Here is a 19,048-nt window from a genome sequence, read left to right as displayed (position 1 = left end):
GGTGAACGCTACTCGTGGTCGTCAGGACCCGGAAGACGACCTCATCGGGTGACGAGGTGGACCCGTTCCTGCTGCCGCGTCCCGGCGATCCGTCATCAGGCTGCGGTTCTCCACCGTTCGGATCGGCGACGGACGAGGTGACCGCCACGCCGGAACAGGTTCTGCACGACGACATCGACCGGGTCTTCGCGATCCTCGACGTGGACGGCGACGGCGTGGTCAGCCGGCCGAGTTCCGCGAGGCCCACACCTCGGGGCGGGTGACGACCGAGGTGCTCGTGGAGAAGCGGGAATCGGCGTCGCGGCAGAGCTTCGAGGCGGCCGACGGCCACGTCGACCTCGACGGGTTCGCCGGGTCCACCGCGGAGCCGGAATCCCCGACCGGGCCGTCGGGTTGCGCGTCGCCGTGGTCGACGCCTCCAGCGGGCCGAGCCACCGGACGCGCCGGCCCGTTCCCCCTCCGCTCCCGCGACCGGCGACACCCGACGGGGGCCGTTCGCCACAACGGTCCCGGCGCTGAACGGTCGCCGCGAACCGCCGTGCCCGGCCTCGGCGTCCTGTTCGAGCCCCGGTTGCACGTCCCGGGGGGCACGTCATGAGTTACCGGCAAGTAACGCCCACGGGCCGCTCGCCCGTGCCCGGCACGACAGAGGAGCCGCCATGCCGACGCTCGACCGCCAGGACGACGTGTTCGTCCTCGACCTCGGGGGCACCGAGAACCGCTTCCACCCCGACTGGATCGCCTCGGCCGGCGCCGCGCTGGACGAGGTGGAGCAGGCCGCGGGACCGCGCGCCCTGGTCACCACCGCCACCGGCAAGTTCTTCTCCAACGGCCTGGACCTCGACTGGCTGATGGCCAACGGCGAGCAGTACCTCGGGTACGTCGTGTCCGTGCACGGCCTCTTCGCGCGGGTGCTGTCGCTGCCGGTGATCACGGTGGCCGCGCTCCAGGGGCACACCTTCGCCGCCGGGGCGATGCTCTCGCTCGCCCACGACTTCCGCGTGATGCGCGCCGACCGCGGCTTCTGGTGCCTGCCCGAAGCCGAGATCGACATCCCCTTCACGCCGGGCATGTCCGCGTTGATCCAGGCCCGGCTGAGCCCGCGCACCGCGCACGAGGCCATGACCACCGCCCGACGCTACGGCGGTCACGACTCCCTCGACGCCGGCATCGTCGACCACGCCGTGGACGAGGACGCCGTGCGCACGGCCGCGATCGAGATCGCGCGGACCCACGTCGGCAAGGCCGGCCCCACGTTGGGCACCATCAAGTCCCGCATGTACGCGCGGGCCCTGGAAGCGCTGCGGGACGAGGACACGCCGCTCGGTTGACGGCAGGGAGGCCGGACCCGGTGGAGTTGCGCAACTTAATCGTGCGGGGTCGCGCAACGACTTTCTTGATGCGGCTCTCGCCGGTGTGCTTTGATTCGTCGAACCCCAAGCGCGCCACCGGCGCCAGGTCCGTGCGTGGATTGCCGCCGCCCATTCCGGGTTTCACGGCGAAAGCACGACGATGCCCTTTCCGTCGATTCGGGAGCGCCATTGACGACCGGAATGCCCGCGGCGGGGTCGGGAGTGCGCGCCACGTGGTCGCACTGGGTGGACGAGGCCGTGCGGCCCCGGTTGCGGATCATCCGGCTGATGCCGTCCGGCGGCGTCGGCCTGGTCGTCTTCCTGGCCGTGCTCAACATCGTCCTCGGCCTGTCGCCGGTCGCCTTCGTGGTCGCGACGAGCGTCCTGATCGGCGAGGTGCCCGCCGCGGTCGCCGGCGGTGTCGGCAGCGCGGCCTGGGACCGGTTGACCGCGGTCTTCCTGCTCGCCGCCGCCGTGTTCCTGCTCACCCAACTCCTCACCCCGGTGAACAACGCGGTGGGGCAGCGGATGCGGCGCCGGGTGGACAGCGCGCTGCGGGACGAGGCGATGGCGCTGATGCTGCGCCCGGTCGGCATCGGACCGCTGGAGGACCAGCGCACGCTCGACGAGTTGAGCGAGGCCGTGCGCGCCTTCGACCGCGAGTGGGGCACGCCCGGTCAGGCGTGCGTCGGCATGGTGGGCCTGGTCGCGCGCTACACGCGCCTGCTGGTCCTCGTGGTGGTCATCGGCTCGACGGTCGGCTGGCCGGCGGCGCTGGCGGTGGGCGCGGCGGTGCTCGCGTTCCGCTACGGCCAGCGCGGCGGCCTGCGGAAGTACTCGCGGGTGTGGCGCGAGGTCGTGGGCAAGCAGCGCGAGGTCGCCTACCTGCACGGGGTCACGATGACCGACGCGGCGGCGAAGGAGATCCGCGTCTTCGGCCTGAGCGGGTGGCTGGCCGATCGCTACGTGGCCGCCTGGGAGGCCGTGCGGGACCCCTACGAACGGGCGCGGCGGCGCGTCTACCTGGCCCCGTACCTGGTGCTGACGGCGCTGGGCCTGCTGCTGGCGGGTGGCTCGACGGTGCACGCCGCCCAGCTCGCCGCGACCGGCCGGGTGAGCCTGACCGCGCTGGCGCTGGGGGTGCAGGCGATCGTCCTGGCGATCTCGCTGGGCGGCTACTACCCCGAGGCGGACACCAGCACCCAGTACGCGATGCTGGCCCTGACCGCCCTGCGGCGGTTGCGCGACCGGCTGGGCGAGCTGGACGGGGAGCAACCCCCGCCGGGGCGGGCCGAGGTGCCCGCGGGCACGCCGTCCACCGCCCTCGCCTTCGACCGCGTCGGCTTCCACTACCCCGGCTCCGACCGGGGTGTGCTCGACGGCGTCGACCTGGAACTGCCCGCCGGGCTCTGCACCGCGGTCGTCGGCGTCAACGGCGCGGGCAAGACCACGCTGGTGAAGCTGCTCGGGCGGCTGTACGAACCGACCTCGGGCGCCGTGCGGGCCGACGGCGTCGACATCGCGGAGTTCGACCCGGTGCTGTGGCGCCGCCGGATCGGCGTGATCTTCCAGGACTTCGTGCGCTACGAGCTGACCGCGGCGGAGAACATCGCGCTGGGCGCGCCGCACGTGCCGGTCGACCGGGCGGTGGTGCTGCGCGTCGCCGAACGGGCCGGGATCGCCGAAGCGCTGCTCGCCCTGCCCTGCGGCCTGGACACGCCGCTGTCGCGCGCCTATCCCGGCGGCACGGACCTGTCCGGCGGCCAGTGGCAGCGCATCGCCATCGCCCGCGCGCTCTACGCCCTGGAGGCGGGCGCCACGGTCCTGGTGCTGGACGAGCCGACCGCGGCGCTGGACGTCCGCGCCGAGGTCGCGTTCTTCGACCGGTTCGTGGAGCTGACGCGCGGGGTCACGTCGCTGCTCATCTCGCACCGGTTCTCCAGCGTCCGGCGGGCCGACCACATCGTGGTGCTGGACGGCGGACGCGTGGTCGAGCGCGGCTCGCACGACGAGCTGGTCGCGGCGGACGGCCGTTACGCCCGGCTGTTCGCGTTGCAGGCGGAACGGTTCGCACGCGGCCTGGACGTCGAGGCCGACGACGTGCCGGACGGGACACGGGAGGTCAACCGGTGATCGAGGTCGTCCGCGGCGGTTGGGAGCTGTTCGCCATCGCCTGGCGGGAGAGCCGGTACCGGCTGGTGCTCTCGGTCGTGCTCATGGTCGCCCAGGCCTCGGCGATGCCGCTGGCCGCGCCCGCGCTGGCCGCGCTGACCGACTCGGCGCTGGCGGGGGACGTGCGGGGCGCGACCACCGCGGCGGTGCTCGTCGTGGTCGCGGTGATCGCCGCGCTGACCGCCGGCCACTTCGCCCACATCTTCTACTTCGAGCTGGGCGACCGCGCCGTGCCGCGCCTGGAGCGCGAGCTGATCGAGATGACCAACGGCTCGGCCGGGTTGGAGCACCACGAGCGGCCGGAGTACGCCGACAAGCTCCAGGTGCTGCGCCAGGAGCTGCACCGGGCCGCGTGGGGTTCGATGGAGGCCCTGCTGAACAGCCTGGGCCTGCTGGTGGCGATCTCGATCACCGCGGTCCTGCTGGCCCGGCTCAACCCGCTGCTGCTGCTCCTGCCGCTGGCCGCCGTGCCGCCGCTGCTGCTCGGGCGGCGGGCGGAGTCGATCGTGAACGCCGCGCGCGAGCGGTCCGCGCCGCCGTCCCGGCACGCCAGGCACCTGTTCGGGCTCGTGGCGAACCCGGTGTCGGCGAAGGAGCTGCGCGTCAGCGGGCTGGAGTCGGAGATGCGGTCCCGGCAGCGACGCGCCTGGGACGACGCGTCGGAGGAGCTGTGGCGCGGCGAGCGCCGGGCCGTGCTGCTGCGCGCCGCCGGTCAGCTGTTCTTCGCCGTGGCGTACGTGCTGGGCACGCTGCTGGTGCTGCGCGAGGCCGTGGCGGGCAGCCGCAGCGTCGGCGACGTGCTGCTCGTGCTGACCCTGGCGTCCCAGGTGAACCAGCAGGTGACGTCCGCGGTGACCGCGTTGCAGGAGATGCAGCGCACCGGGCGGGTGATGGCGAACATGCGCTGGACCCGCGCCCTGCTGGCGAGCCAGGCGCCCCCACCGCCCGACCGGGACGTGCCCGAGCGCGTCCGGGACGGCATCGAGCTGCGCGGCGTCTCCTTCGCCTACCCGGGCACCGACCGGCCGGTGATCTCCGACGTCGACCTGACCCTGCCCGCGGGCGGCACGGTCGCGTTCGTGGGCGAGAACGGGGCGGGCAAGACGACCCTGGTCAAGCTGCTGTGCCGCTTCTACCCGGCCACCACCGGCGTGATCGAGGTCGACGGCACGGACTTGGCGCGCTTCCCCGTGGACGGCTGGCGCGGCCGCGTCGCCGCCGGGTTCCAGGACTTCGCCCGCTTCGAGCTGCTCGCCCGCGAGAGCGTCGGGGTGGGCGAGCTGGCCGACGTGGAATCGCCCGGGGCGGTGCGCGACGCGCTGCGCCGCGCCCGCGCCGAGGACGTCCTCGACCGCCTGGAGGGCGGCCTGGAGACCCAGCTCGGCAAGTCCTACGCCGACGGCGCGGAGCTGTCCGGCGGGCAGTGGCAGAAGCTCGCGCTCGGTCGGGCCATGATGCGCACCGAGCCCCTGCTGCTCGTCCTCGACGAACCCACCTCGGCGCTCGACGCGCAGGCGGAGCACCGCTTGTTCGAGCGGTACGCGGCCGGCGCGCGGGAGGTCGGCCGGCGCACCGGCGCGATCACCGTGCTCGTCTCGCACCGGTTCTCCACGGTGCGCATGGCCGACCTGATCGTGGTGGTGGACGGCGGGCGCGTGCGGGAACGCGGTTCGCACGACGAGCTGATGGCCGCCGGCGGCCTGTACGCCGAGCTGTACGCGATGCAGGCGGCGGCCTACGCGTGAACGCGGCGCTCGAAGTGTCCGCGCAGGAACGCGGCGACCTCGGCCCGGGCCTCGCCGGCCGCGTCCACGACGCCCGACATGGCGAAGAAGCCGTGCGCCATCCCGGCGTAGCGCGTCGCGACCACGGGCACGCCGGCCTCGCGCAGGCGTTCGGCGTACCACTCCCCCTCGTCGCGCAGCGGGTCGTGCTCCGCGGTGATCACCAGCGCGGGGGGCAGACCGGTCAGGTCCTCGGCGAGCAGCGGTGAGGCCGACGGGTCGAGGCCGTCCTCCGGCCTCGCCAGGTAGTGGCCCCAGTACCAGGCGACGGAGCGGCGGTTGAAGGCCGCGGGGTCGTCGTTCTCGCGCATGGAGCCGGTGTCGCCGCGGTGGTCGGTGTTGGGGTAGACCAGCACCTGGGCGGCCAGGTCGGGCCCGGCGCGGTCGAGGGTGACGGCGGCTGCGAGGTTGCCGCCCGCGCTGTCCCCCGCCACGGCGAGGCGGTCGGGGTCGACGCCGAGCTCGGCGGCGTTCGCGGCGATCCAGCCGACGGCCGCGCGGCAGTCGTCCACGGCGGCCGGGAACCGGTGCTCGGGCGCCAGGCGGTAGCCGACGGTGATCACCTGGCAGGGCACCGCGTTGGCCAGGGCGCGGCAGATCTCGTCGGAGGTGTCGATGCTGCCGAGCGCCCAGCCGCCACCGAAGAAGTAGACCGCGGTGGGCAGGGGCTCGGCCGTGTCGACCGGGCGGTAGACCCGGATCGGCAGGTCGCCCCCCGGTCCGGGGACGTGGCGGTCGGTGACGTGGCGCACCGGCTCGCCCGCGCCCGCCGTCGCGCGGATCGCCGCGAGGTCGGCCGCCCGCGCCTCCTCGATCGAGAGCTCGTAGAGCGGCCGGACCCCCGCGGCGACCGCGTGGTCGCGCATCGCCCGCAGGGTCGGGTCGAGTGGCATGTGCCCTCCGTGTCCTGGTCGTCAGTGCTCGAACGCCTTCCGGATCGCGGCCGCCAGCCGGACGCGGTCGGGTTGCACGGCCCGGTCGAGCGCCGGCGCGAACGGCACCACGGTGCCGTCGGGCCTGGTCACCCTGACCGGCGGGGCCACCAGGTCGAACCGCTCGGCCGCCGTCGCGAGGACCTCGGCCGCGATGCCGCAGGTGCGGTTGGAGTCGTCGGCCACCACCAGGCGGCCGGTCCTGGCCACCGAGCCGGCCAGCCCGTCCCAGTCGAACGGGTACACCGTGCGCGGGTCGAACACCTCGACCGAGACGTCGCCGGCCAGCTCCTCGGCGACCGCGAGCGCGTCGTGCACGAGGTGCCCCACCGCCACGACCGTGACGTCCTCGCCCTCCCGGTGGACCCGGCCGACGCCGAGCGGCACCGGGGCCAGCCCGTCGTGGTCGAGGTCGGCCCGGACCTCCAGCGCCGCCGCCGGGGCGAACACCACGACCGGGTCGTCGTCCCGGATCGCGGAGGTCAGCAGGCCGTAGGCGTCCTCGGGCGTCGCCGGCACCACCGTCTTCACGCCGGCGTGGGCGAACAGGGCGTACGGGTGGTCCGAGTGCTGCCCGGCCCAGCCGGTCTTCGACCCCGAGCCGGGCACCAGGTAGGTCACCGGCACCCGGGCCTGGCCACCGGTCATCAGCGAGAACTTGTGCGCCTGGTCGACGATCTGCTCGAACGCGAGGTACAGCAGCGCCGGGATCTGGAACTCGATCACCGGTCGCCGCCCGCTCAGCGCGGCGCCGGTGGCGAACCCGGTGAACGCCTGCTCCGACAGGGGCGTGTCCAGCACCCGGTCCGGCCCGAACCGCGTGAAGAGGCCGGCGGTGACGTTGGAGACCGCCACCCGGACGTCCTCTCCCAGCACGAACACCGCCGGGTCGCGGGCCAGTTCGTCGCCGAGCGCCCGGTTGAGCGCCTTCCGGTACGACAGCCACGGCATCAGCCACCACCGCCCGGGCGAGCGCGCATCCCGGTGGCGTACAGGTGGTCGAGCGCGCCCGCCGGATCGGGGTGCGGGCTGTCGAGCGCGAACGCGACCGCCGCGTCCAGGGTGGCCCGCACCTCGGCGTCGACCCGCTCCCGCTCCTCGCCGGTCAGCCGCGCGCCCTGGACCACCACCGGGTCCCTCTCCCGCCCGGTCCGGACCTCGTCGTCGTCCCGGTAGCGGACCCGGGCCCGGTGCTCCCAGGTGTGGTGCGCGTCGAACCGGTAGGTCAGGCACTCGACCAGCGACGGCCCGCCGCCCGCGCGGGCCCGGTCCACCGCCTGGCGCGCCGCGTCGAGCACCGTGCGCGGGTCCATGCCGTCCACCGTCACCGACGGGATGCCGAACGCCTCGCCGCGCCCGGTGATCGTGCCCGCGACCGCGTCCGCGACGGTCAGCGTCGTCGCGTACCCGTTGTTCTCGCAGACGAACAGCACCGGCAGCCGCCACAGGGCCGCGAGGTTCATGGCTTCCAGCAGCACGCCCTGGTTGACCGCGCCGTCGCCGAAGAAGCTCACCGCGACCCGGTCACCGCCCTCCTGCCGGGCGGCCCAGGCCGCGCCCGCGGTGATCGCGCCGTTCGCGCCGACGATCGCGTTCGCGCCGAGGATGCCCAGCCCGAAGTCCGCGGCGTGCATCGACCCGCCCCGGCCCCGGTTGAGCCCGGTGGCGCGGCCGGCCAGCTCGGCGAGCACCCGGGCGGGGTCGGCGCCCTTGGCGAGCACGTGCCCGTGCCCCCGGTGGGTGCTGGTGATCACGTCGTCGACGCGCAGCGCCGCGCACACCCCGGCGGCGATCGCCTCCTGCCCGGTGTACGGGTGGATACCGCCGACGACGTCCCCGGAGCGGACGAGTTCGACCGCCCGTTCCTCGAACAGGCGGATCAGCCGCACCGTCCGGTACAGGCCGACGTCGGTGTCCGGCGCGTGTGCCATCACCCCGCCCCGCCGCTCAGGCACGCCACACGGGCGGGCAGAACTCCGGGTCGGCGTAGTCCGGCCTGCCGTCCGGCGTGCGGCGCACGAGGGCGTCGTGGTTGTAGAAGGCGAGGCCACCGTCGGACAGGCGGAACTCGCGGTAGGCGTTGTCGCCGTCCTGGAGGTGCAGCGAGATGGCCTGGCGCGGCCGGTTCGCGCGGTTGGGCCCGCTGCCGTGGTAGGTCCGGCAGTGGTGGAAGCTCATGTGCCCCTTGGGGATGATCATCGGGATCTTCACGACCTCGGCGCCGTTGTGCGCGGCGTTGGCGGTGAGCAGGTCCTCCAGGTGGGACGCGTCGCGCTCGGCGAAGTGCTTCGTGGCGCTGTCGTCCGACCCGACCTCCTCCCAGAGGTGGCTGCCGTCGACCATCGTGATGGTGCCCAGTTCCTCGTCGCAGTCGTGCAGCGGGATGAACGCGGTGAGCATCCGGTCCGACGAGGACGACGACCAGTAGTGCTTGTCGAAGTGCCAGGGCACGATGTTCGACGGCTCCTCGGCGATCGGCGGCTTGTGGATCAGGGTCGACTGGAACACCCGGATCTCGTCGACCTCCGCCAGGCGCGCGGCCACCGCGCCGATCAGCGGTTTGAGCAGCGCCTTGGCGATCGCGTCGCTCTCGTGGTGCACGTAGTCGTTGTGGCGCTGGACGTCGGCGTGCTCGGGCGTCCAGTAGGCCAGCCGGTCGGGGCGGGTCGGCAGCAGGCGGCTCCGCTCCCCCGCGTAGTACCGGTCGACCGCCGCGCCCAGCTCCTCGACCTCGGCGTCGGAGAGGAGCTTCTCCGACAGGTACCAGCCGTGCTCGGCGTAGAACCGGACGTCGTCGTCCGACGGGAGCAGGGCGCGCTCCCGCCCGGTCAGGGCGAACTCGTTCACCGCGGTCTCCTTCACGTGGCCGTCGTGCCGGGTGGTCCGCCCCGCTCCGCCGCGCCGGGGCCGGGCGCGCTCCGCCCCGCGTCACCGGCGCGCGGTCCGACGTGGTCAGTCCCGGACGTGTTCATCAGGCATCCCGATCACTTCCCGGAGCACGTCCGCGGCTCCCGAGACGGTGGTCATGCGGCCGTACTGGTCGCCGTCGAGTTGCACGCGCACGCCGTAGCGCTGCTCCACCTGGTGCACCAGCCAGGCCAGTTCCATCGACTCGATCATCTCGGGGACGTCCTCCGGGGGCCTGCCGTCGAGCCCGGCGAGCATCGCCAGGACGTCGTCCCGGTCGGGTGTCCCGTCGCGGCTCACCGCGGTGCCCCGTCGCGGGTGGCGGAGGCGACGACCTGCGTCCTCATCGGATCACCTTCCCCCGCGAGCGGCCTGGCGGAGCACCGAGCGGTCGCGGACCAGTTTTCCCGTGGTGGTGCGCGGCATCGCGTCGAGCACGTGCAGCCGGCGCGGTCTCTTGTACGCGGCGAGCCGTTCGACCAGACCCGCCCGGACGGCCTCGGCGGTGGCCGGGGCGGCGAGCTGCGCGTAGGCCGTGACGACGTCGTCGTGCAGCACGACGGCCGCCACCACTCCCGGCAGTCCGGCGAGCGTCGCCTCGACCTCGGTCAGGTCGACCTTCAGCCCGCCGACCGACACCTGCGAGTCGAGGCGCCCCTTGACGGTGACCAGGCCGGTGGCCGGGTCGACCACGCCCGCGTCCTTGGTGCGCAGCCAGCCGTCCGCCCACCGGTCCGGGTCGGACGGGCCGACGTACGGCGACTCCGGCCGGCTCACCAGCAGCTCCCCGTCGCGTTCGACCACCGCGAGCCCGGGCGCCGGGGTGAGGGCGGGCCGGTGCTCGCCGGACAGGTCGGTGGCGATCACGCCGACCTCGGTCATGCCCCACATGTTGCCCAGCGGCACGCCGTACTTGGCGGTGAAGGCGGCGGCGGTCGCGGCGGGCACCGCCTCGCCCCCGGTGGTCATCCGCTTGAGCTGCGGCAGCGGGGGCGGGTCCGCCACGGAGGCGAGCAGTCCGATGTGGAACGGCACGCCGAGCACGGTCGCGGGGGCGGGGTCGGCGGCGATCGCGTCGAGCACGCCGTCGCCGGTGAGCCGTTCGGGCGGTCTGACCTGCACGCCGGCGTGCAGGCCGTACAGCAGGCCGCCGACCAGGCCGAGCACGTGCACCATGGAGGCCAGCACGACGACCCGCTCGCCCGGCAGCGGCACGCCGTCGATCCGGGTGTACCGCTCGATCTCGGCGACCAGGTCGGCGGCCGTCCGGCCGATCACCTTGGACGGGCCGGTGGAGCCGGAGCTGAGCTGGACCACGGCGTGCGGTGTCGCGGCGTCGCGGCCGTCCCGCACCGTGACGGTCTCCTCCACCTCGGCGAACGCGCTCAACGGGCTGCTCGTGATCCGTCCCGGCTCGACCACCACCCGCGGTGCGAGCCTGCGGAGCGCGAGATCGGCTTCGAACGCGGTGAGGCGGTGGTCGAGGAGGATCACCTGGGCGCCGGTGCGCCACGCGGCGAGCAGGTTCGCCACGTACGCCGTCGACGGCGGCAGTCGCAGGGCGAGCGACCCGCCCGCGCGCAGTCCGGCGTCCGCCAGGCGTGCTTGCCGTTGGGCGACCATCCGCCGCAGCGTCCCCCGGTCGAGCGGTCCGCCCGAATAGAGGCAGATATCGTCGTCCGCGCCGCGCAGCAGGATCTCGTCGACCCATTCCGGACTCGTCGCCAGTTCCGCTCCGGTCGACGCCAGACCTCCGGTCATCGGGTCTCCCGCCTTGTCCGCGCATTTATCGAAACATTTGCGCAATAGTTTCCGCTCAACCGCGGTCCCAGTGAGAAGAATCGTACGTCACGGTTCACGCGGGACACCATCGGCCAATCGGCGGCGGATAATTGCACCGCCGAACGGCCAGGCCCGCCAGTGCGCTCCGTGATGGACCGCGACCAGGTCGCGGAAATTCCCGCCAGCCCCCGCGATATTCTGCGGCGAATTCCCCGGCGCATCCGGTTCGATCAGCCGAATACCGGCGGAACCCCCGGGCGCGGGTGCCCGTCGACCGTATTCGCGCGGGTGCCGGCGTTCACCGGCACAGGACTTCCAAGCGGTCGTGCCCGCGGAGCATGAAGTGGCGGCGCGGGCGCGGCGGGGCCGCGAGGGCGAGGGAGGGGAAACGGGTCACCAGGCGGGCGAGCGCGATCCGCCCCTCCACCCGGCCCAGTGCCGCGCCGACGCAGAAGTGCGGGCCGGCGCTGAACGCGTAGTGGTGGTTGTCGGCGCGGGTCGGGTCGAACCGGTCGGGATCGGCGAACCGGCCGGGGTCCCGGTTGGCGGCGGCGGTGAGGATCAGGACCGTCCGCCCGCGCGGCACCTCTACCCCCGCGACCTCGGTGTCCTCGACCGCGTAGCGGACGGCGAAGTGGACCGGCGGGTCGAAGCGGAGGACCTCCTCGACGCACGAGGACGCCGCGGAGGGGTCGGCGCGGAGGGCGTCGAGCGCGTCGGGGTGCGTGAGCAGGAGGTGCAGGCCGTTGCCGAGCAGGTTCGCCGTGGTGCGGAACCCGGCGTTGAACACGACGACCAGGTTGGCCAGCAGCACGGGCTCGGCCAGGCCGCGGGCCGCGGCCAGGACGGAGATGAGGTCGTCCCGGGGTTCCGCCCGGCGGGCGGCGAGGAGGCCGGCGAAGTAGGAGGTCAGCTCCTCCGCCGCGGTGTCCGCCGCGCGCAGCTCGCGGAAGGTGCGCTGGCCGAGTTCCAGGATCGCGTCGAAGGTCCTGACGCGCTCGGGGAAACCCGCCCGGTCCCCCTCGGGGACGCCCAGCACCTCGCCGATGACGTCGCTGGGCAGGCGCAGGGCGAACCGCGTCATGAAGTCGACCGGCGCACCCCCGTCGCCTTCGGCCGCGAGCAGGTCGAGCAGGTGGTCGGTGCGGCGGGTGATCATCGGTTCCAGGGTGGACACGCGGGTGGCGCCGAACGCCTGGCCGAACACGCGGCGGGTGCGGGCGAGGTGGTCACCGCTGTCGTTGAAGACGGAGTCCTGCATGGTGCGCACGGCGGGGTGCGCGCGCCACCGGGTGCTGCCCCGGTCCAGGTACTCCGCGTCCAGCACGTGGAAGTTCGGGTCGCGCAGGACCCGGCCGACGGCGTCGTGGCCGTGGACGATGGCGGCGTGCCTGTCGCCCGGCGCCAGCGCCACCGCCGGTCCCCGCTCGTGCAGGCGGGCGTAGAGCGGGTACGGGTCGCGGCGCCCGTCCTCGCCCAGCAGCTCCCGCAGCCACGCCGTGCTCGACGTCGCGCTCACCGCGTGTCCCCCTCGGCGGTCCGGCGGCGGTCCCGGGTGGCCGTGACCGCGCGCAGCAGGTCGTCCAGCTCCGCGTCGGACAACGCCGCCAGGCCGGCTTCGACGTCGTCCGCGGGCGTCAGCTCGGCCGACACGAACTCGGCGAGCGCCGCGATCGTGGGCGAGGTGATGATGCGGTCCATCGGCAGGGCGACGCCGTAGGCGTCGGCGATCCGGGACGCGAAGCGGACCGCGGTCAACGAGCCGCCGCCGCGGCCGAACAGGTTGTCGTGCACGCCGATCGGCTCGGTGGTGCGGAGCAGCTCCGCCCAGATCGCGGCCATGGTCCTCTCGATCCCGTCACGCGACGGGACGCCGCCACCCGCCGGCGCGCCGTCGTCGCCCGCGACCGGGCCGGGGGCGTGCGCCACCGCCCGTCCGTCGTACGCCGAGGCCGGGCGCGTCCCGCGCGGCACGCCGGTCGGGAACGCGGCCCCCTCCACCGGCAGCAGCGGCAGGTCCGACAGCGGGGTGTCCGGCGCCCGCCCGGCCTCCTCCACCACCGCCACCACCGATCCCAGCAGCCACTCGGCGAACCGCGGGTCGACGCGGTGCGCCAGGGTCACCACGCCGTCCTCCCCCGCGACCAGGTCGAGGTCGGCCCCGTCGGCCGGCACGGGCAGGACCCGGCTCCGCACACCGGGGAAGTCCGGTGCGAGCACCTCGGGCGGCCGGAACGCGAACCTCACCGCGTCGTCGCGGAGGTCCAGGCCCAGTTCCCCGGCGAGCATGTCGAGCGGCACCTCGTCGTGCGCGATCGCGGTCTCCGCCGCGTCCCGCACCCGTGCCAGCAGTTCGGCGAAGGTCGACGAGCCCGCCACCGACACCCGGACCGGGACCGCGTCGGCGAACGGGCCGACGATCGGCTCCAGCTCCACCCGGGTCCGGCCGCTCACCGGCACCGCGATCACGAGGTCCGCCTGCCCGGTGTGCCGCGCCAGCACCACCGCGTACCCGGCGAGCAGCTCCACCGGCGGCGTGGCGGCGGGTACCACCGCGGTCAGCCGCCCGCCCGGTCCGCGCTCGAAGGACAGCGCCGGGGGCGCGTCGCGCAGCACCGCGCGCCAGTGGTCCAGCAGGCGCTCCAGCTCCTCGCCGCGCAGCCGCTCCCTCTGCCACAGCGCGTAGTCGCCGTAGTCCATCCACGGAGCCGGCGCGGGCGTGCCGCCCCGGTACGCGACGGCCAGGTCGGCGAGCAGCATCCCCACCGCGGCGGCGTCGACGACGGCTCCGTGCGCCACCAGCGCGAACAGCCGGCGTTCCGGTCCGAGTTCGACCAGCGCGACCCGCAGCAGCGGCGCGCGTCCGAGGTCGAACGGTCGCGCGGCCAGGTCGACGGCGATCGCCTCGGCCCGCGCCACGTCGCCGGGACCACCGGGGAGCACGACGTGCTCGACCACCACGCCGCCGGTGGGGGCGACCACCTGCTCGGCGTCGGTGAAGCGGGTCCGGAGCACCGGGTGTCGGGCGACCACGACGTCCAGGGCGCGGCGCAGGGCGTCGGGGTCCAGCGGACCGTCGAGCCACGCGACGCAGGCCGGCGCCGACGGCCGCTCCCGCGACCGCCGCTGCGCGAACGACAGCGGATACCTCACGAGCTACCTCCCGCGTGGCGCGTCCGCCAGGACCCGTTGGCGCATCAGGAACTTGCGCACCTTCCCGGTGGGACCCACCGTCAGCCGGCCGTCGGGCACGACGTCGACCCGGCGCACCGTGCGCGCCACCGCCTCGCCGAGGGCGGAGCGGACCGCCTCACCGCGGTCGAGCTCGGGGTCGCCGCCCTCGTGCAGGACCAGCAGCACGTCGGTGACCGCGGGACCGCCCTCCGGTTTCGCCGCGAGGACCGTGCAGTCGCGGACGTCCGGGCAGCGGGCGAGGACGCGCTCCTCGGACAGCGCGGTGTAGAGCCAGTTCCCGTCGCCCAGGTCGATCGCGTCGTTGGCGCGGTCGAGGTGGTAGTAGTACCCTTCCTCGTCGCGGTACATCAGGTCGCCGGTCAGGTAGTAGCCGTTGAGCCTGTTGCGGTAGGTGGCGGCCGAGTCGTTCCAGTAGCCGGGCGCGAGCGTGGGCGACTTCAGCCCGCATTGCCCGACCTGGCCGACCGGCACCTCCTCGCCCGTCGTCACGTCCAGCAGCGCCACCTCGGCGAACGGGTACGGCTTGCCGACGCAGCGGTCGTAGCGGTCGCTGCCGGGCCGGTGGCTGATGGCGAACGCGCTGTGCCCCATCTCGGTCGAGCCGAGCGTGTCGATGAACTTCGAGCCGGGCCGGTCGACCACTCCGTCCGGGGTCCAGACCGGGTGGCTGCCCACCGCGACCAGCTTCCGGATGTGCGGCTCGTGCGCGCAGTCGCCGGTGCTCGACCAGTTCCGCACCGAGCCGAGGTCCCGCTCCGACAGGTCGAACCGCGCCAGCTCGGCCCAGGTGACCGCGAAGCCGAACACGCCGGTCGGCCGCCACCGCTCGATGGCGTCCAGCACGACCTCGCCGCTGCACTCGAACGGCCCGCCCTGCGCGGACAGGCACAGCAGCTCGTAGCCGTTGCACAGCGCCTGGTTCACCACGATGATCCCGGCCGCGTGCGCGGCGGGCAGCACCGACATCTCGCGCACCGGCCCGTGCGGCCTGGCTTCGGTGAGCCGCACCGCGCGCACGGCGGCGAACAGGCTGTGGTGCGAGTGCACGACCGGCGTGGGCATCCGGGTGGTGCCGGAGGAGTGCGTGATGGCCACGGGGTCGTCGTCGTGGTGGCGGTAGGGCGGCGGCGCCCGGTGCGGGTCGCCGGTGCCGGTGTCCGCCGCGTCGCCCAGGACGGGCACGCCGAGTTCGTGGTCCCGCAGCGCGGCGTGGTCGGCGTCGAGCACCACGCCGACCGCGCGCAGCCGGCGGACGAACTCCGCGGCGACCTCGATCGGCATGCCGCCGTTCATCAGCGCCGGGATCGCGCCGAGGTGGTTGAGCGCGAAGAAGTTGAGGAACACGTCGGCCGCCGAGGTGACGAACACCGCGACCGGGTCCCGCCGCCCGATCCCCTTGCGCGCGAACCAGTCCGCCCGCGCCGCGACCCGTTCGACCAGGTCGCGCAGGGACAGCGGCGTCCACGCGGGGATGCCGTCCACGTCGACGTCGAAGGTCATCCGCGGGGTGTCCGGGTCCGCGCCGTGCTCCAGCAGCATGGGCAGCACGTTGCCCGCGCCGAGCCGCGGGTCCCGCGCCAACGCGGTGCGCAGGTTCGCCCGACTCATGGGACCTCCCGGTCGAAGAACTGGATGGACCACCGACGCTCCCGCGTCGCGACGACGTGCTCCGGGGCCCGCGCCGGCCCCGGTTCGATGTGGACGGTCCGCTCACATCCCCGGCCGCGATCCCGGTCGCCGATCTCGTGGACCGGCGTCGGTGTCCGCGGACCCCTCCACCGAGAGTAGGTACGCGATTCCCCCGTGGCAATCGGGCTTTCGGACGTTTCCGCCGTCCGCGCGGACGCTTCCGGGCGGTCGGGAGGACGCGGTCAGGAGGGTGCGGCCAGGTGGGCGGTGAGGGCCGCGCCGATCCGCGCGACCGGCTCGGGGAGGAGCATGTGCTCGTGCTCGCAGTCCACCTCGACCACGTCGATCGGCCGGCTCACGTGCTCCGCCCAGGACGCCAGCTTCGACCCGGTGGTCCGCGGGCCGGCGGTGGCGGCGAAGAACAGCACCGGGCAGCGCACCCGCCCCGGCCGGTGCCGTTGCGCCACCGCGACGTTGTTCCTGATCACCCTCGGCAGCGCGAGCAGCTGGCGGTCCGGCCACTCGTGCAGCCCCAGCCCCGGCCTTGCCCGGACCACCTCCAGCAGCCGGGCGACGGGGTCGGGGTCGTCCGGCTCGATCACCGGTTGGTAGCCGAACTCGCGGAGCACGAAGTCGCACAGCAGCCACAGGTTGTCGTCGGCCACGCTGAGGGTGTGCGGCAGGTGCGGCGTGGCGTCGGCGATGGCGAGCAGGCCGACCTCGTGACCGCGCCGCTCCAGCTCCTCGGCGATCGCGTGCGCCGTGTTCCCGCCGTTGGACCAGCCGAACAGGTGATACGGGCCGTGTGGCTGGGTGATCCTGATGCGGTCGGCGAAGTCCCGCGCCAACTCGGCCATGTCCACCGGCAGCGGCTCGGGCCTGCGCAGCCCGCGCGACTGGAGCCCGTGCACCGGGTGCTCCGGTGCGAGGTGCGGCAGCAGCGCGAGGTAGCACCAGCTCGCGCCGACCAGCGGCGGCGCGCAGAACAGGGCGGGCCCGTCACCGCCGGCCCGCAACGTCAGCACCGGGTCGAGGACCCCGCCCGCGGCGCGCAGGTCGGCGCGCCGCTGCCTTGCCCACGCGAACTCCCTGGCCGCCGGTAACGCGCTCACCCCGGACCTGTCCACCCGACCGTCCTCTCCGTCATGCGCCGGACGCCAACCCGACGAGGTGCGCCGCGGCCGCGGCCGCTCCTCCGGCGGCGGCGAACTCCGCCGCGATCCGACGGGCGGCGTCCCGGTGGTCGGGTCCGTCGAGGACCGCCCGCAGCGCGGCGTCCAGCTCGGCCACCGTGACGTCGAGGATCGGGACCTCGACACCCGCCCCCGACCTGGCGACCTGCCGCGCCAACGCCACCTGCTCGGCCCGCACCGGGGCCACGACCATCGGGACCCCGAAGGCGAGCGCCTCGTTGACGGCGCCTCCCGCGTGGCACACGACCGCGTCCAGCTTCGGCATCAGGTCGAGCATCGGCACCAGCTCGGCGACGATCGCGTTGTCGGGGAACGACTCCGCGGCCACGCCCGAGGTGACGAACACCGCCTGCACCTCGTCCGCCAGGGGCGCCAGCACCGCCGCCGCCCGCTCGTAGAAGTCGCCGATCATGTGGCCGACGAGGGTGCCGACCGTCACCAGCACGTGGCGGCGGTCGTGGTCCCACAGGTGCCAGGGGAACCCCGGGGCGTTCGGCCTCGGCCCCAGCGCCGCGCCGGTGAGCACGCAGCGGTCGGGCAGCCCGGCGTCGCCCACGAGTCCCCTGGTCATCAGGGCGATCACCAGGTGCGGCGAGAACCGGGGGTCGACCGGGGCGTCGGCGGGCAGCCCGGCCATCGCCACGGCCCGGGCCACCCGGTCCGCGACGAAGTCGTCGAACTCCGGCAGGTCCTCGGGCGGGGTCAGTTCGAGCGTGCCGGTGCACAGGGTCGCCCACCGCACGCCGCGGCGGTGCGCGACCAGACCCCCGGCCAGCGCGTACTGCTCGGTCACGACGACGTCCGGCCGGTGCAGCGCCACCGCCTCGTCCACGGGGCCGAGCGTGAAGCGCGCGAACGGGAGCAGGTAGCCGTCCCAGAGCGCGCGCAGACCGGCCATGCCGGTCTCGTCGTAGCGCCGGTACGCGCGCACGCCGGTGGCGTGCACCGTCGCATCCGGACCGACGAGCGGGCGCAGCACGTTCTCCGGGCCGCACCAGACGACGTCGTGGCCCGCGCGGGCAAGCTCCTGCCCGATCGCGAGCATGGGGTAGAGGTGACCTTGCAGCGGCAGTACGACGAGCAGAAACCGCGACACCACAACATGATGGCACACATTGACGTTCACCGGAACGACGTGGTGTGATCCCGAAGTGTGACCGCTCTCGACGCGGTGTCGGTGTACACACCGGCTTTCCGCGCCCCTCTCGAAGACCTGGCCGCCCCGCTCGGGCTGACCGACATCCAGGTCAGGCTCTTCCGGCGGTTCCACGGGCTCGACCAGGTCCGGTTCGACCCGGAGCGGTCGCTGGTCGAACTGCTGCGCGCCGCGGTCGACGGGCTGACCGCGTTCCGCGGCAACGAACACCGCGTCCGGTACGTCGTCCACGGCCGCGCGATGCCCGTCGTGGCGCCGTACCCGCACAACCCGCTGCACGACCTGTGCCGCGAGCTGGGACTCGGCCACGCCCTCGCTTTCACGGTCACACAACAAAGTTGCGCAAGTGGTCTGCTGGCGGTCGAGCTGGCGGGCCGGCTGCTCGCCGCCGATCCGGCCGATGACGCCCTGGCGCTGGTGCTGACGGGCGAGAAGGCGTTCACCCGCGACGCCCGACTGCTGCCGGGGACGTCGCTGTTCGGCGAGGGCTCGGCCGCGTGCCTGGTGAGCGCCGGTGGTCCGCGCGACCGGCTGCTGTCCTACGTGTGCGCCCAGCGCGGCGAGTTCGACACCGAGTTCGGCGAGCAGTCCGACAGGTTCCAGCGCGAGTACCGCCCGGCGCTGGCCGAGGTCGTGCGCCGGGCCGTGGCCGAGGCCGGTCTCGCGCTGGACGACCTGGACCTCGTCCTGCCGCACAACGTGAACGTCGTGACCTGGCAGCGCCTGTGCCTGCTGCTCGACTTCCCGGTGCGGCGCGTGCTGCTGTCCAACGTGGCCGAGAACGGCCACCTGTTCTGCGCCGACGCGTTCGTCAACTACCGCACGGCCCGGGAACGCGGCCTGCTGCGCGAAGGCGGCCACTACCTCGTCGCGACCGTCGGCGCCGGAGCCGGGGCCACGTTCTCCGCGATGGTGTTCCAGCACTGATCCCCCGTCCCGCACCCGG

16 protein-coding genes are annotated in these 19,048 nt (G+C 74.1%); 5 read left to right on the top strand and 11 right to left on the bottom strand.

Annotated elements, in window-relative coordinates; genetic code table 11:
• The first annotated feature begins 56 nt into the window (after nucleotides 1-56).
• From CKY47_RS22865 to CKY47_RS22850, 4 genes are all read left to right on the top strand, one after another.
• Nucleotides 57-263: an EF-hand domain-containing protein gene (locus tag CKY47_RS22865; RefSeq protein WP_306748028.1), complete on the top strand. Its 207-nt coding sequence runs from the start codon at nucleotides 57-59 to the stop codon at nucleotides 261-263.
• 396 nt (nucleotides 264-659) lie between these two features.
• Nucleotides 660-1,331 carry an enoyl-CoA hydratase-related protein gene (locus tag CKY47_RS22860; protein ID WP_306748027.1) on the top strand — a complete coding sequence of 224 codons (672 nt, stop codon included), beginning with the start codon at nucleotides 660-662 and terminating at the stop codon, nucleotides 1,329-1,331.
• A gap of 243 nt (nucleotides 1,332-1,574) precedes the next feature.
• Nucleotides 1,575-3,485, top strand: a complete 1,911-nt coding sequence (locus CKY47_RS22855) for an ABC transporter ATP-binding protein (RefSeq protein WP_306748026.1) — start codon at nucleotides 1,575-1,577, stop codon at nucleotides 3,483-3,485.
• The gene (locus CKY47_RS22850) at nucleotides 3,482-5,269 is read left to right on the top strand and encodes an ABC transporter ATP-binding protein (RefSeq protein WP_306748025.1); all 1,788 of its coding nucleotides are present in this window, start codon (nucleotides 3,482-3,484) and stop codon (nucleotides 5,267-5,269) included. Before CKY47_RS22855 ends, CKY47_RS22850 begins: the two co-directional genes overlap by 4 nt.
• Here the strand turns inward: CKY47_RS22850 and CKY47_RS22845 are convergent.
• From CKY47_RS22845 to CKY47_RS22795, 11 genes are all read right to left on the bottom strand, one after another.
• Nucleotides 5,260-6,201 (bottom strand): LipP1 family hormone-sensitive lipase, encoded by a 942-nt coding sequence (locus CKY47_RS22845; RefSeq protein ID WP_306748024.1) that lies wholly within the window; start codon nucleotides 6,199-6,201, stop codon nucleotides 5,260-5,262. The two genes, CKY47_RS22850 and CKY47_RS22845, sit on opposite strands and share 10 nt — an antisense overlap.
• 21 nt (nucleotides 6,202-6,222) lie before the next feature.
• Nucleotides 6,223-7,191: an alpha-ketoacid dehydrogenase subunit beta gene (locus CKY47_RS22840; protein ID WP_306748023.1), complete on the bottom strand. Its 969-nt coding sequence runs from the start codon at nucleotides 7,189-7,191 to the stop codon at nucleotides 6,223-6,225.
• The gene (locus CKY47_RS22835) at nucleotides 7,191-8,171 is read right to left on the bottom strand and encodes a thiamine pyrophosphate-dependent dehydrogenase E1 component subunit alpha (protein WP_306748022.1); all 981 of its coding nucleotides are present in this window, start codon (nucleotides 8,169-8,171) and stop codon (nucleotides 7,191-7,193) included. Before CKY47_RS22835 ends, CKY47_RS22840 begins: the two co-directional genes overlap by 1 nt.
• Nucleotides 8,172-8,187: 16 nt before the next feature.
• On the bottom strand, nucleotides 8,188-9,087 hold the full coding sequence (locus CKY47_RS22830; protein ID WP_306748020.1) for a phytanoyl-CoA dioxygenase family protein: 900 nt from the start codon (nucleotides 9,085-9,087) through the stop codon (nucleotides 8,188-8,190).
• A 105-nt stretch (nucleotides 9,088-9,192) separates the two neighbouring features.
• Entirely contained in the window at nucleotides 9,193-9,447 is a 255-nt protein-coding gene (locus CKY47_RS22825; protein ID WP_306748019.1) for a hypothetical protein, read from the bottom strand.
• 51 nt (nucleotides 9,448-9,498) lie between these two features.
• On the bottom strand, nucleotides 9,499-10,908 hold the full coding sequence (locus CKY47_RS22820) for a class I adenylate-forming enzyme family protein (RefSeq protein WP_306748018.1): 1,410 nt from the start codon (nucleotides 10,906-10,908) through the stop codon (nucleotides 9,499-9,501).
• A gap of 319 nt (nucleotides 10,909-11,227) precedes the next feature.
• On the bottom strand, nucleotides 11,228-12,448 hold the full coding sequence (locus CKY47_RS22815; RefSeq protein WP_306748016.1) for a cytochrome P450: 1,221 nt from the start codon (nucleotides 12,446-12,448) through the stop codon (nucleotides 11,228-11,230).
• Nucleotides 12,445-14,082, bottom strand: a complete 1,638-nt coding sequence (locus CKY47_RS22810) for a condensation domain-containing protein (protein WP_306748014.1) — start codon at nucleotides 14,080-14,082, stop codon at nucleotides 12,445-12,447. The genes CKY47_RS22815 and CKY47_RS22810 overlap by 4 nt, the downstream gene beginning before the upstream one ends.
• A gap of 3 nt (nucleotides 14,083-14,085) precedes the next feature.
• Complete coding sequence (locus CKY47_RS22805) at nucleotides 14,086-15,732, bottom strand: class I adenylate-forming enzyme family protein (RefSeq protein ID WP_306748012.1); 1,647 nt, start codon at nucleotides 15,730-15,732, stop codon at nucleotides 14,086-14,088.
• Nucleotides 15,733-15,995: 263 nt separating this feature from the next.
• On the bottom strand, nucleotides 15,996-16,865 hold the full coding sequence (locus tag CKY47_RS22800; protein ID WP_306748009.1) for a thioesterase domain-containing protein: 870 nt from the start codon (nucleotides 16,863-16,865) through the stop codon (nucleotides 15,996-15,998).
• A 31-nt stretch (nucleotides 16,866-16,896) separates the two neighbouring features.
• The gene (locus tag CKY47_RS22795) at nucleotides 16,897-18,042 is read right to left on the bottom strand and encodes a glycosyltransferase (protein ID WP_306748006.1); all 1,146 of its coding nucleotides are present in this window, start codon (nucleotides 18,040-18,042) and stop codon (nucleotides 16,897-16,899) included.
• Nucleotides 18,043-18,099: 57 nt separating this feature from the next.
• Here CKY47_RS22795 and CKY47_RS22790 point away from each other — a divergent pair, with 57 nt between their 5' ends.
• Nucleotides 18,100-19,029, top strand: coding sequence for a 3-oxoacyl-[acyl-carrier-protein] synthase III C-terminal domain-containing protein (locus CKY47_RS22790; RefSeq protein WP_306748005.1), 930 nt, complete (start codon nucleotides 18,100-18,102; stop codon nucleotides 19,027-19,029).
• Nucleotides 19,030-19,048 lie beyond the last annotated feature (19 nt).

It is taken from the genome of Saccharothrix longispora (assembly GCF_030852425.1).
In the GTDB taxonomy this organism is placed as follows: domain Bacteria; phylum Actinomycetota; class Actinomycetes; order Mycobacteriales; family Pseudonocardiaceae; genus Actinosynnema; species Actinosynnema longispora.
This window is presented reverse-complemented; position numbering and strand designations above follow the sequence as displayed.